The 13,705-nt window shown below is 58.5% G+C and carries 8 protein-coding genes and 2 pseudogenes; 4 read left to right on the forward strand and 6 right to left on the reverse strand.

Annotation, left to right across the window (positions count from 1 at the left end):
* Positions 1–269 precede the first annotated feature (269 nt).
* Positions 270–353: pseudogene (locus CWM54_RS29520) on the forward strand (hypothetical protein); the annotation flags it as partial.
* A gap of 545 nt (positions 354–898) precedes the next feature.
* On the opposite strand, the gene CWM54_RS16890 reads toward CWM54_RS29520, so the two are convergent.
* The gene (locus CWM54_RS16890) at positions 899–1,528 is read right to left on the reverse strand and encodes a phosphatase PAP2 family protein (RefSeq protein ID WP_074388086.1); all 630 of its coding nucleotides are present in this window, start codon (positions 1,526–1,528) and stop codon (positions 899–901) included.
* 315 nt (positions 1,529–1,843) lie between these two features.
* A pseudogene (gene galF, locus CWM54_RS16895) lies at positions 1,844–2,817 on the reverse strand (GalU regulator GalF).
* A 770-nt stretch (positions 2,818–3,587) separates the two neighbouring features.
* Between galF and CWM54_RS16900 the strand changes: the two are divergent.
* The gene (locus CWM54_RS16900; RefSeq protein WP_100697898.1) at positions 3,588–5,171 is read left to right on the forward strand and encodes a TerC family protein; all 1,584 of its coding nucleotides are present in this window, start codon (positions 3,588–3,590) and stop codon (positions 5,169–5,171) included.
* 732 nt (positions 5,172–5,903) lie between these two features.
* On the opposite strand, the gene asmA is transcribed toward CWM54_RS16900, so the two are convergent.
* The 4 genes from asmA to alkA all read right to left on the reverse strand — a co-directional run bounded on the left by asmA (position 5,904) and on the right by alkA (position 10,058).
* A complete protein-coding gene (gene asmA, locus CWM54_RS16905; RefSeq protein WP_100697900.1) occupies positions 5,904–7,751 on the reverse strand; it encodes an outer membrane assembly protein AsmA in 1,848 nt (615 codons plus the stop codon).
* A gap of 30 nt (positions 7,752–7,781) precedes the next feature.
* On the reverse strand, positions 7,782–8,363 hold the full coding sequence (dcd, locus tag CWM54_RS16910) for a dCTP deaminase (protein ID WP_004151145.1): 582 nt from the start codon (positions 8,361–8,363) through the stop codon (positions 7,782–7,784).
* Positions 8,364–8,453: 90 nt separating this feature from the next.
* A complete protein-coding gene (gene udk, locus CWM54_RS16915) occupies positions 8,454–9,095 on the reverse strand; it encodes a uridine kinase (protein WP_002912442.1) in 642 nt (213 codons plus the stop codon).
* Between the two features lie 114 nt (positions 9,096–9,209).
* Positions 9,210–10,058: a DNA-3-methyladenine glycosylase 2 gene (alkA, locus tag CWM54_RS16920; RefSeq protein WP_100697902.1), complete on the reverse strand. Its 849-nt coding sequence runs from the start codon at positions 10,056–10,058 to the stop codon at positions 9,210–9,212.
* Positions 10,059–10,195: 137 nt separating this feature from the next.
* Between alkA and yegD the strand changes: the two genes are divergently transcribed.
* Both yegD and CWM54_RS16930 read left to right on the forward strand, forming a co-directional pair.
* Complete coding sequence (gene yegD / locus CWM54_RS16925; protein ID WP_023322982.1) at positions 10,196–11,548, forward strand: molecular chaperone; 1,353 nt, start codon at positions 10,196–10,198, stop codon at positions 11,546–11,548.
* 289 nt (positions 11,549–11,837) lie between these two features.
* The gene (locus tag CWM54_RS16930) at positions 11,838–13,694 is read left to right on the forward strand and encodes a sensor histidine kinase (protein WP_100697905.1); all 1,857 of its coding nucleotides are present in this window, start codon (positions 11,838–11,840) and stop codon (positions 13,692–13,694) included.
* Positions 13,695–13,705 lie beyond the last annotated feature (11 nt).

Consider the following 13,705-nt stretch of genomic DNA (forward strand, 5'->3'; position numbering starts at 1 on the left):
TAGAAAGCGCTCGCGGCACCAGCTGACTTCACTGTGCAACACCTGCGAGGCAAGTACAGTTACCCTAAGCTGCTTGTCACCCTTATCACATCCACCCAGCTCACAATGTAGGCGAATTTTACCGTACAGGCTATCGATGAGACGGGAAAGTTGGTGTACAGGCGATATCAGCAGCCGCTCCTGACCCCTTATATGGGGATATCTGATGAGCATGATAGATATCTTATGGCGTTAATCACCCAAAGTGCATCGATTTTTATAGACGTTCAGAGAAGGTATTTTGTGCAGCAGCACGTGGTTTCAGCGACGCTACCGCCCCTGGCTTAACAGCTACCAGCGCACTGACTACCTGAACGGCGTATTTAATCGGCCTGTGGGTGATAAATTGGTCAGGCCTTTATTTTTTGCGGCGTTAAGTCTACGGGATTTCGGTCACAATTGGGAGTCTTGCTGCCGAATATCTGCCAATTAATCCCATCCGCTGTTTTATTGGCGGAAAATAGCCGGCTCGCCAATAAAGATTATTTATTGTTCTCAACTATCGAACATCTGCCTGGCGCTGCCACACCAGCACAGATACAGCTAACCAGTTGAAAAAATTAAAATTTCTTGCGCCACTGACATCATCCAAAAATCAGATGATGGCGCCATAGTCAACTACAATTTCTAATAGTTTCTCGTTGCTGGGTTATTCATCCAACGTGGAACAGGTGCTTTCTGAACGCATTTAAGAAACGTCTGACCACGGCTATATCCAGGCAAATTGACAATAACAATGTAGTAGCACTGCGTTATTTCATAAATATGAATTATCAATTACCTGGCATATAGTAGATTATTTTCTTATTTGTCTAATTAACCGGCGAAAACTTAATTTCCCCTGTAAAACAAATGGCGATTACCAGACCTGCTTGTGAAGGTCTTCTCTGGTAAAAGGTTTATCCAGCGGCCCAATTGCGGTGGCGATTTGCCCCAACAGGGATTGAGTCGGTGCTTTACTGCCGCTATGTAACAGGACAAGCGGGACCATCACCAGGCACGCAACCCCACCCCAAGGTATAGTCTTATTGTCGGAATTAGAAATGCCTTTTTGCAGCAACAGGAACAAAGCGCTGCCAGCAGCACCGAGCAGCAGGCCAGCGATCACTTCCGAGACGGAATGCGCATGGATGACCAGCCGTGAATAACCCACTACAGCGGCCAGAATATAGCCGGTGGCGACGGCTGCTTTTTGCAAACCCGTGGAAAAACGGGCACTGAGCAGCCACAGGAAGATAGGCCAGAAGGCTGCGGAGAGCGCTGAATGGCCGCTGAAGCCGGTGTAATCCAGCTCGCGAATGCCCAGGCCCCAGCCCATAAAGGCCAGTTTGGAGGCGCAGACGATGGCGCCGGTGATGCCGAACAGCAAACTCCACTGCCACGCCAGCAACCGCGACGTTTTACGCAGTATCAGGACAATAAACAGCGCCGCTGCGCTGGGCAGCAAAACGGTGCTATCGCCAAAAAATGAGATGAGTTGCCAGTTCATATACCTGTGATCCTTCGATGATGTCCACTGCCGTGCTCAGGGATTATCCGTAATGTCTGTACCAGCTCGCATGCCAATTCATTTCACATTTTTATGCATGCAAGTGAGATGTTTAAAGCGGAAACATGATCGCAGTCAAGTTTTATTTTTGGCTGACGTTGACCGCTTTCCCTGCGCTTTAAGAATTGTCGCACTAAGTGACTATTCACAAAGCATTATTGCCGCTACTCCGACCATTGCACCACAGAGGCCAGAGACAAACTACCAGAAGTCTCCGAAGCCATACGTTTCTTTACAATCGTTATAACATTCACGTTATGAATAATTTCTGCATAACGTTATGAGCGGCGTGGCGAAAGCCTTTGCCCTGCCGCTCATCTTCACACCAGCTGTCAGGCCAGCAGTTTTTTAATGCTTTCGCGGAATTTGGCGCCTTCTTTCAGGTTACGCATTCCGTAGGTGACGAAGGCCTGCATGTAGCCCATTTTTTTACCGCAGTCATAGCTTTCGCCGGTCATCAGCATCGCATCAACGGACTGCTTCTTCGCCAGTTCGGCAATGGCATCGGTTAGCTGGATACGGCCCCAGGCGCCCGGCTCGGTACGCTCCAGTTCGGCCCAGATATCTGCCGACAGCACGTAGCGGCCCACGGCCATCAGGTCGGAGTCCAGGGTCTGCGGTTCGTCCGGTTTTTCAATGAACTCGACGATACGCGCCACCTGCCCTTCGGCCACCATCGGCTCTTTGGTCTGGATCACGGAGTATTCGGAGAGGTCCCCCGGCATGCGTTTCGCCAGCACCTGGCTGCGGCCGGTCTCGTTAAAGCGGGCGACCATAGCGGCGAGGTTATAGCGCAGCGGGTCTGCGGTGCCGCCGTCGAGAATGATATCCGGCAGCACCACGACAAACGGGTTATCCCCGACTACCGGGCGGGCACAGAGGATGGAGTGGCCCAGACCCAACGGCTGTGCCTGGCGCACGTTCATGATGGTTACGCCCGGCGGGCAAATGGCCTGGACTTCTGCCAGCAGCTGGCGCTTCACACGCTGCTCAAGCAGGGCTTCCAGCTCGTAGGAGGTATCAAAGTGGTTTTCCACCGCATTCTTCGAGGAGTGCGTCACCAGGACAATCTCTTTGATCCCGGCGGCGACGATTTCGTCAACAATGTACTGAATCATTGGCTTATCAACGATCGGCAGCATCTCCTTAGGAATTGCCTTTGTGGCCGGCAGCATATGCATGCCTAGTCCTGCGACCGGAATAACCGCTTTCAAATTCGCCATATTCATCTTCACCTGTTTGGTTGCAAAACACGCAGTTTTGCAAAATTGTACATGTCACAAATCCATTGGAACTGATAATACACGGATACTGCCCGGGCATCTGCCCGCCAAATTCTTAAATTCACTGTCACCTAAAAGAATACACACAACTTTCTTTTATCAACAGGTCGAAGTGAGAATAATCTTATTCTCCATCGGGTTATTCAGCGGCCCGCTTCCCTGCACAGCGCGATGTCGCCGCGAGGCCCGTACATCGCGGCCTTTGGCACGCAGCCCCTGCCAGCTGCTGGCTGCGGCGTTCATATGTCCGGAAAGAATAGATATAGATAATTAATTTCGCCAGGCAATATATTTCAGCATAAACAGCCAGATATGGCAGGATAATAACCGTAAACCACGGCAGAGAACTGCGATCGGCGCTATTCTGCGCTCACTTCATGATGTGAATTATGCCGATTTTGTGAGCGGGCTTCGCACTTCACCCGGGGATGAGGAAGGGTGCCTACCGTGGCGAACGACGGGACTGCCCGCGCTTTTGCGCCGGGCAGAACGCAGCGGGTTATGGTTCTGATATCAGCAAGCTTATTCCAGCGCGTTCCGCCATATTGTTATTTTTCCGCTGATCTTTTCTGGAACATAATTCTTATCTGTTCACCTAATTTGCTGGAAATATATCCACCTCCGGCGGAGTGATATCCGCGTCGTTATTGCATTTTAGACTCATCTTATCCATGATCGTGGTAACACATACCGCAGTCGTACAGGTTTTATTACATATGGAATGGATTGCCGATCCGTCAATCTGGGCAGGTCTCGTCACGCTGGTGGTTATCGAACTGGTGTTGGGTATCGATAACCTGGTTTTTATCGCTATCCTCGCCGAAAAGCTGCCGCCCGCTCAGCGCGACCGCGCTCGTATCACCGGTCTGCTGCTGGCGATGGTCATGCGTCTGCTGCTGCTGGCCTCTATCTCATGGCTGGTGACCCTGACCAAACCGCTGATTGTTTTTCACGACTTCAGCTTCAGCGCCCGCGATTTAATTATGCTGTTCGGCGGCTTATTCCTGCTGTTTAAAGCCACCGTCGAACTCAACGAACGGCTGGAGGGGAAGGACAGCGATAATCCCACCCAGCGCAGAGGGGCGAAATTCTGGGCCGTGGTGGCGCAGATCGTGGTGCTCGATGCCATCTTCTCCCTCGACTCGGTGATCACCGCCGTCGGCATGGTCGACCACCTGGCGGTGATGATGGCCGCGGTGATCATCGCTATCAGCCTGATGCTGATGGCCAGCAAGGCCCTGACGCGCTTCGTTAACAGCCACCCGACCATCGTCATCCTCTGTCTGAGCTTCCTGCTGATGATCGGCTTCAGCCTGATTGCTGAAGGCTTCAGCTTTATTATTCCGAAAGGCTATCTGTACGCGGCGATTGGCTTCTCGGTCATGATTGAAGCCCTTAACCAGCTGGCGCTGTTTAACCGCCGTCGCTTCCTGTCGGCCAATCTGACGCTGCGTCAGCGCACCACCGAGGCGGTGATGAACCTGCTGAGCGGCCAGAAAGAAAAAGCTGAACTGGATGCTGACACGGCGTCGTTAGTCGCCGATCAGGATCATCATCCGCTGTTTAATCCGCAGGAACGGTTGATGATTGAGCGGGTGCTGAACCTTAATCAGCGCAGCGTCAGCAGCATTATGACATCGCGCCATGATATCGAGCGCATCAACCTCAGCGCGCCGGAGGAAGAGATCCGCAGCCTGGTGGAGAAAAATCAGCACACCCGGCTGGTGGTGACCGGCGGGAAAGATAATGAAGACCTGCTGGGGGTGGTTCATGTTATCGACCTGCTCCAGCAGTCCCTGCGCCAGGAGCCGCTGGATCTGCAGGCGCTGGTGCGGCAGCCGCTGGTCTTTCCGGAGGGGTTACCGCTCCTCTCCGCGCTTGAGCAGTTCCGTCAGGCCCGCACCCACTTTGCCTTTGTGGTCGATGAGTTTGGTTCCGTCGAGGGGATTGTGACCCTTAGCGACGTGATGGAAACCATCGCCGGTAATCTGCCCAACGAGGTGGAGGAGATCGACGCCCGGCACGATATTCAGCATCATCAGGACGGTTCGTGGACTGTTAACGGCCATATGCCGCTGGAGGACCTGGTGCAGTACGTTCCGCTGCCGCTGGATGATAAACGGGAGTACCACACCGTTGCCGGTCTGCTGATGGAGTATCTGCAGCATGTGCCGCAGGTGGGGGAAACCATTGAGATTGACGGCTATACCCTGCGCACGCAGCAGGTCGACAGCCATCGGGTACAGAAGGTGCAGATCGTCCCGCCAGTAAAGCGGGATGAGCTGGATTATGAGGTGTAATCGTCAGGCATAAAACTGGCCCGGGGTATCCCGGGCGGTGGGATGGATAATCAAACCCATGCCTGATGGCGCTTCGCTTATCAGGCCTACATGGATAGCGACGCAAGCTGATGATATTGCGCACATCCCAGGCCGGGTCAGGCATAGCCGCCACCCGGCATCGACGTGACATCACACTTTGACGACATTCTTTCATCACGGGGAATTGATGCTCTAGAGCAGCCACACTGCCTGATGGCGCTTCGCTTATCAGGCCTACATGGATAGCGACTCAAGCCGATGATATTGCACAAAACGTAGGCCGGGTCAGGCGCAGCCGCCACCCGGCGTCAACGGGGCTCCACACTTTGACGACATTCTCTCATCACGGGGAATTGATGCTCTACAGCAGCCACACTGCCTGATGGCGCTGCGCTTATCAGGCCTACATGGATAGCGACTCAAGCTGATGATATTGCGCACATCCCAGGCCGGGTCAGGCGTAGCCGCCACCCGGCATCATCGTGACATCACAATTTGACGACATTCTCTCATCACGGGGAATTGATGCTCTAGAGCAGCCACACTGCCTGATGGCGCTGCGCTTATCAGGCCTACATGGTTAGCGACGCAAGCTGATGATTTTGCGCAAAACGTAGGCCGGGTCAGGCGCAGCCGCCACCCGGCATCAACGTGGCATACCCTTTGACGACAATCTCACAGCCCGGAAGGCCCGGGCCGCGGTGGTGGAGATTACAGCTTATCGAGCAGCTTTTTGGCGTCTTTGCTCTCTTTGCTGCCTTTATTACGCTCAACCCAGTCGTTGAGGCGCTGCTTCGCTTCATCCTGTAGCTGTTTCCGCAGGATCTGATCGACCTGCAGGCTGTAGCTCAGCGACTGCCAGTCGCCGTAGATGCGCAGCGGGATGGCGGTCTGTTTCAGGCGGTCGATAAGTTTGCCCTCCCCTTTCCAGCCGCCGAGCACGCGCACGTTAAAGCGCATATCGCAGTTCTCTTTCTGCAGATCGAGCTGACCTTCGCCGGTCATCGCCATCATGTCGGACTGCCCCTGCAGGCGGTTCAGCGTCACCACCCCGTTATCCAGCGTCAGCTGGCTGCTCACGGAATCCAGGCGGGTGGCATTGTCGTAATTCTCCTGCGCCCGCACGTTGGTACTGCGCTCCACGGCCTGCTGCACCAGCTGCTGGAAGTTCAGCCCCTCGGTACGGGTATCGGCCATCTGGAGCTGGGCCTGCCCCTGCCAGTGACGGCGGAAATCATCCGCGTCAATGCGCGTTCCGGAAAACTCGCCGGTCAGCGACAGCTTGCCGGTCAGGTTTAATGAATAGTTAAAGGCTTTGATCAGCGAACCGATCTCTACGTTCTGCAGCGCCGGCTGGAATGTCGCCTGCGGTGTGTCGCCACGGGCATCGAGGGTGCCGGGGAGGGAAAGCTGCCCGCCGTCGAGGTTACCCTGCATTTTGCTGACCGTCAGCAGCCCCTGCTGGTTGCTGATTTCGCTCTGCACCTGGGTGAAGTTCAGGCCGCGCCATTGCAGCTGGTCGGCGCTCAGGGCCATCCGGCCGTTAAAGCCGCGCAGGCTCTGGTAATCTTCGCGCTCATCGCTGTCGGCGATCACCGGACGCAGCGGTCGCGTCTGGCTCTGGCCCTGCTGGCTGGCACTGCTGTCGGTCGCTGGCGAGGAGGGCGCCAGCAGGCTGTCGAGATTCAGGGTGGTCGCGTGGAGATCCAGCGACCAGTCCGGGCGATCCCCCAGCACCACGCTGCCGTTGCCGGTAAGGGTGCTGCCGCTGGCCATCAGATTCAGGTTGTCAAAGCGCAGGGTTTTGCCATCTTCCTGCCAGCTGGCCTGCAGACTGCCCTGGCCATTAATGCCATCAGGGGGCAGCTCGGCGCCGCGCAGCTGCCAGCTTAGCTGGCTAAAGTCGGCTTTTAAGGAGTGGGGATAGTCGCCGCCCTGCACGGTAGCGGAGAAGTTCAGCGCCAGGTCGCGCTGGTCGCGGTTGATCCGGCCGGAGAAGTCGACGGTGGCCCGGTGATTCTCATCCTGCTCCATTTGCAGGCGGATATCACGCACGGTCACCTGCTCGCCGTTCTCATGCTGGAAGAAGAGCACGCTGTCGGCCACCTGCAGCTGGCGCACGTCGTAGGACCATCCGCGGTCCTCCGGAGCCTGCGGCAGGGTGTTGTCATGAGGTACCACCGGCGCAGCGCTATCGCGAACCGCCTCGGTTTTCGGGGTCAGCTGGATCACCGCGCCCTTAAGCATCACCTGCTTCACCTGCAGCTGGTGCGAGAGCAGCGGCAGCAGCGCCACGTCGAGGCGCATGTTGTCGGCGCGGATCACCGGCTCTTCGGCGCCCCGGGCGGTCAGCGTCATGCGTCCGCTGAGAATGCTGAGCTGCGGCCAGACGTGCCAGCGCAGCGGGCCATCGAGTTCAAGCTGATAACCGCTGCGCTCTGCCACCTCATGCACCATATAGGCGCGAAAATCGTTGGGATTGACCAGCAATACCAACGAGGTAAGCCCGGCGACAATGACCGCCAGCAGGATCATCAGCGTTGTCAGTATTCGTCTCATGGCACCCTCAGCAACACCCCGTTGACGTTATCAATCCTTGTCGATTCTGCTCGCCACCGCGCCCTGCTGGTCGCGATATTTGGCGTCTTCACGGCGGTTATACGGCCGGGCCGCCGGGCCCGATAATGGCTCAAAGCTCAGCGCGCCGATAGGCATGCCCGGACGCAGCGCCAGCGGCAGTTTGCCGGAGTTGTAGAACTCAAGCACGATGCAGCCGGACCAGCCCGGGTCGATGCGGTGCGCGGTAACGTGCACCATCAGCCCCAGCCGCGCCAGTGAGGAGCGTCCGTCCAGCCAGCCCACCAGATCGGCTGGCAGAGTGACTGATTCATAGGTCACCGCCAGCGCCAGTTCGCCCGGATGCAGGAAAAAGGCCTCCCCTTCCGGCAGGACAATCTCTTCGCTCATCACGCGGTCCAGCGCGGCGCTGACCTCGGCCTTCGGTCCGCTTAAATCGATAAACGGCGCCGTGTGGCCGCGGAAGGTGCGGAATTTATTACCCAGCCGTACATCAACCGTCGCGCCATTAATACGCTCAACGGGTGGGCGCGGATTGATGGCGAGTCGCCCTTCATCCAACCAGGCTTCGATATCTCGGTCACACAGACGCATGGGCTTTCTCCTTATAAGGCTGCTTCCCGCACGCTTCGCGGCGGACAGGGCAACAGGGCTACTCTTTGCACGTTACACAATTCGGCCAGGTTATTCAAAGAACTGACTGATTTTGGCCTTCAGAATATCAATCGCGATGCGGTTTTTGCCGCCGCGCGGCACGATGATGTCGGCATACTGCTTCGACGGTTCAATAAACTGCAGGAACATCGGGCGCACGGTCTTCTGGTACTGGGCCATCACCGAGTCCATAGAACGGCCGCGCTCGTTAACGTCGCGCTTAATACGGCGCATCAGGCAAATATCGAGCGGGGTGTCGACGAAAATAGAGAAGTTAAGCTCGTTACGCAGGCGCGCGTCGGTCAGCAGCAGGATCCCTTCAAGAATGATCACCTTCTTCGGCTCGACGTGAATGGTGTTCGGCGTGCGGGTATGCTCGACGTAGCTATAGACCGGCAGTTCAATCGGCTGGCCGCTTTTCAGCATCTGCAGGTGCTGGAACAACAGACTGTGGTCCATTGAGCTCGGGTGGTCATAGTTGGTTTTGACGCGCTCTTCCATCGACAGATGACTTTGATCTTTGTAATAGCTGTCTTCCGGAATGACGCCAATATGTTCGTCGCCAACTTGTTCACGCAATTCGCGATAGAGAGTACTGGCAATAAGACTTTTGCCAGAAGCCGATGCGCCGGCGATACCTACAATGACGCACTGATGGGACATATCAGTCATAAATTTTTGCGACCTGATTAACCTGGATAGAGATGGAGGGTGGCGGCGGACCGCCAAACGCGGCAATTATAGGGATTTCAGCGTCCCGATACCAGTGGTATGCGCCCCGGACGGCTATTCCGCCGCCGGGATCCAGTCATCGGTATACCAGATATGCAACAGCGCATACGATCGCATCGGCTGCCAGCGACGGGCATAGCGGGCGATGGCGGCCGGGGTCATTCCCGGAAAGCGCTGTTTAATCAGGTAATCATCCGGCAAAAAGATATCTTTCGCCTGCCAGCCGCGCAGAGCAAAGTAGTTTGCCGTCCAGCGGCCAATGCCGGGCAGGCTCTGCAGTTGACGCAGCCCGGCGTCGATGTCCGCTGGCGCCGTCAGGGGCAGCTCGCCGCTGAGTGCCTCCCGGGCGAGGTGGATCAGCGCCTCCGCGCGCCGAAGCGGCATTCCCAGCGCCTTCAGCGCCTGCGGGTCGGCCCGGGACAGCGCCTCTGGCGTCGGGAATAACACATAGCCGGGCGCGTCCGCCAGCGGTTCGCCCCAGCCAGCCGCCACTTTAGCGGTGAGCCGGGCGGCCATCGCCACGCTCACCAGTTGGCCCAGCACCGCACGCACCGCCTGTTCGAAAGCATCCAGCGCCCCCGGCAGGCGCAGCCCCGGCCGCGCCTGGGCCAGAGAGCCCAACGCCCCGGCGACCTGCTGCGGGTCGCAGGCTAAATCAAACAGCTGGCCAATTCGCGCATAGCAGATCTCCGCCACCGGTTGCAGCCCCGGGGAGAGGGTCACCCGCAGGCCCTGCGCCTCTTCGTCCGGCGCCAGATGAATCAGCCCGCGATGCCCTTGAATGCCAAAGCTGCGACTATAGCCTCCTTCATCAAAGCGCTCGACGCCGGCGACGGCACGCGCCTGCAAAAAACCAACCATCCACGCCCAGTCGTAAGGCGGGGTCCAGGGTAACAGCACCATAAGCTCTCCTTTATATAGCGTTTCAATGATAGTCGCCCTTGACCGTCAACGCCTTGCTTTTAAATTCCAGTTGTCGCCATGGCGACGATCCGCTAAAGTCGCCCCCCTTCTTCACCGGCATGGGGATTTTGCAGACGATGTTTATTGGTTTTGACTACGGCACCGCCAACTGTTCGGTGGCCGTAATGCGGGAAAACACCCCTCAGCTGTTGACGCTGGAAAACGGCAGCGCGCTGCTGCCCTCGATGCTATGTGCGCCAACGCGCGAAGCGGTCAGCGAGTGGCTCTATCGCCATCATGACGTCCCCACCCACAGCGATGAAAACCAGGCGCTGCTGCGCCGGGCCATTGCCGCCAACCGCGACGAAGACATCGAGGTGCTGCGCAACAGCGTGCAGTTCGGTCTCGCCTCGCTGCATCAGTATGTTGAAGATCCGGAAGAGGTCTACTTCGTTAAATCGCCAAAATCCTTCCTCGGCGCCAGCGGGCTGAAGCCGCAGCAGGTGGCCCTGTTTGAAGACCTGGTCTGCGCCATGATGCTGCACATCAAACTGCAGGCTGAGAGCCAGCTGCCCGAGCAGATCGACCAGGCGGTGATTGGCCGACCGATTAACTTCCAGGGCCTCGGCGGTGACGACGCGAACGCCCAGGCGCAGGGCATCCTTGAGCGGGCGGCTCTCCGCGCCGGTTTCCGCGATGTGGTCTTCCAGTTTGAACCGGTTGCCGCCGGGCTCGATTTCGAAGCCACTCTCAATGAAGAAAAACGGGTGCTGGTCGTCGATATCGGCGGTGGGACCACCGACTGTTCCTTGCTATTGATGGGCCCGCAGTGGCGGGAGCGCGCCGACCGCCAGCAGAGCCTGCTCGGCCACAGCGGCTGCCGCATCGGCGGTAACGACCTCGACATTGCCCTGGCCTTCAAATGCCTGATGCCCCTCCTCGGCATGGGCGGCGAAACGGAGAAAGGCACCGCGCTGCCGATCCTCCCGTGGTGGAACGCGGTGGCCATCAACGACGTGCCAGCGCAGAGCGATTTCTACAGCACCGCCAACGGCCGTCTGCTTAACGATCTGCTGCGCAGCGCCCGGGATGCCGACAAGGTGGCTCTGCTGCTGAAGGTCTGGCGCCAGCGTCTCAGCTATCGTCTGGTGCGCAGCGCCGAAGAGAGCAAAATCGCCCTCTCCAGCGCCGCCAGCGTCGAAACCGCGCTGCCGTTTATTCAGGACGAGCTGGCCACCGCCATCGCCCAGCAGGGTCTGGAAGCCGCGCTGGATCAACCGTTGACCCGCATTATGGAACAGGTGCAGCTGGCGCTCGATAGCAGCCAGACCACCCCGGACGTGATCTATCTTACCGGCGGCAGCGCCCGCTCGCCGCTGATCAAAAAGGCGCTGGCCGCCCAGCTGCCGGGTATTCCGCTGGCTGGTGGCGATGATTTTGGCTCGGTAACCGCCGGGCTGGCCCGCTGGGCGCAGGTGGTTTTCCGCTAACCCCCTCCTGGCGCTACCGCACAGCAGGTCTGTCCTGATCGTGGCGCTGCAGATTACGCTGGAATATTCCTGGTCTCCCACGCAAAATGGCCTGTTCTTCCGGACAGGCCTGTCCATTCTCCCCCGCTTCCGGGGACGTATTATCCATACCGTAGCCAGACGTCTGCGGTCTGTATCGTTGGCATGCCGCAAGGGGGCGTGATTGAAAAGGGTGTCTGCGATCTTCGCAGCGGTCCGGCGTTGCCGGCCGCGGTTCCTGGCAGGCTGGCTGGTCAGCTGTGGATTACTCTTGCTGCTGGCCGCCCCACAGGCGCAGGCAACAACGCGCCAGGTGGGCATTGATATTCCGGTCCAGTGGTACGCGGACGCCAGCGGCCAGATGACGGTCGATCGCTTCGCCGCCCTGCCCACGGACCAGCTCGCCACCACCCGGCAGATCCCCTCCTTTGGCTATTCGCGAAAAACCTGGTGGCTGCGCAGCGAGCTGCCGGGAACGTGGTTTGCCGGGGAGCCGCGCTGGCTGCAGCTGGGCCCCTCTTTTGTCGACCATCTGACCATTTACTACCGGCCACTGGGCAGCGATGCCCCCTGGACACAGCGCACCTTTGGCGACCGCGACGTCGCCCGCGAGAGCGACCTGCACTACCGGGAAAGCGTGCTGATCCTCCCCCCGCCGCCGACCGACGCCGGCTATGAGGTGGTCTTTCGCCTGCACAGCACCAGCACCCTGATCCTGCTGGCCTCGCTCTCCTCGCCGCAGGAATTTGTGCAGCGGGCGACCGCCGACACCGCTTTCTGGAGCTTCTATTTTGGCCTGGCCGCCGTCGCCAGCGGCGTGGCGCTGTGGCTGGCGCTGGCCCTGCGCCGACGCCTGCTATGGGGCATTTGTCTTTTCTCGCTCAATTATCCGCTGGTTGCCGCCCTGCACGGCTTCCCGGAGTGGTTTTTCGGCAGCGCCGCGCTACCGTACCAGGACTTTATGATCAGCAGCCTCTCTCTGTTCAGCTATGCCACCGCCCTCTGGCTGCACAGCGAGATTTTTGATTTGAAGAAGAATATGCCGCGGCTTCATCAGCTACTGATCGCCGCGGTGGTCCTCAACCTGGTGCTGCAGGTCAGTATTCCGCTGGGGTTTTACGGCTTCGCGATGCAGATTGAAGGGGTGATCTTTATCATTATCACCCCGGTGCTGCTGTTCACCTCCTGGTGGCTGTGGCGCAAAAAAGCCATCGACCGTAACACCCTTCTGCTGGGTCTGCTGCCGCCGTTCTACGTCGCCGCCGCGGTGCTGGTGCAGTTGTCGATCCACGGGATTATCCCGTTCCATGTGGCGATCTATTCCCTCTGGCAGTATGCGCTGATCGTCCACATCATTACGGTGCTGATCATTGCCATCCTGCGGGTACGCGCTGAGAACCGGCAGTTGGAGCAGAAGCAGCGCCTGTCGCGTGAGCTGCAGATTGAGCGCGAAGCCAGCTTCCACCAGCGGCAGTTTATGGGCATGGTGGCGCACGAATTCCGCACGCCGCTGGCGGTGATCCAGGCGGCGCTGGAGAATCTCCGCCTCTCGGCGGCCTCGGCCAGCCAGGAGGCGCGCTTCGATCGCATCGGGCGCGCCGCCACCCGTCTGGTGCAGCTCACCGATAACTGCCTCGCCGACGCGCGCCTGGCCTCCCACGACCTGCACGTCGACCGCCAGCAGACCGCCCTGCTAACGGTGATCAACATGGCCGCCTCGGTGGTGGCCATCTCCCACGACCATTACCTGAACATCCGCCATCACGGCGCGGTGGAAAGCCCGCAGCTGCAGGCCGATGCCGGCCTGCTGTGCATCGCCATCGCCAATCTGCTGGATAACGCGGTGAAGTATTCGCCCCCCGGTGAAATCGCCATCGATATCCGCTCCGATGCCGGGCACACCGAGTTGCGCATTCGCGACCACGGCCCGGGCCTGCCCGATGGGCAGGCAGAGCTGATCTTTGAGCGCTACCGTCGCGGCGAGCACACGTCGCCGGTGCCGGGCGGTACCGGTCTCGGTTTGTATGTTGCGCGTCAGATCGTGCAGGCTCATGATGGCAAACTGTGGCTGGCCGAGCATGGCCCGGACGGCTGCACCTTTATTCTTACCCTCCCCACGGTTGCTTAAGAGGAGAATGA

This window comes from Klebsiella sp. D-Nf1, assembly GCF_002810515.1.
Lineage (GTDB): Bacteria > Pseudomonadota > Gammaproteobacteria > Enterobacterales > Enterobacteriaceae > Klebsiella > Klebsiella variicola.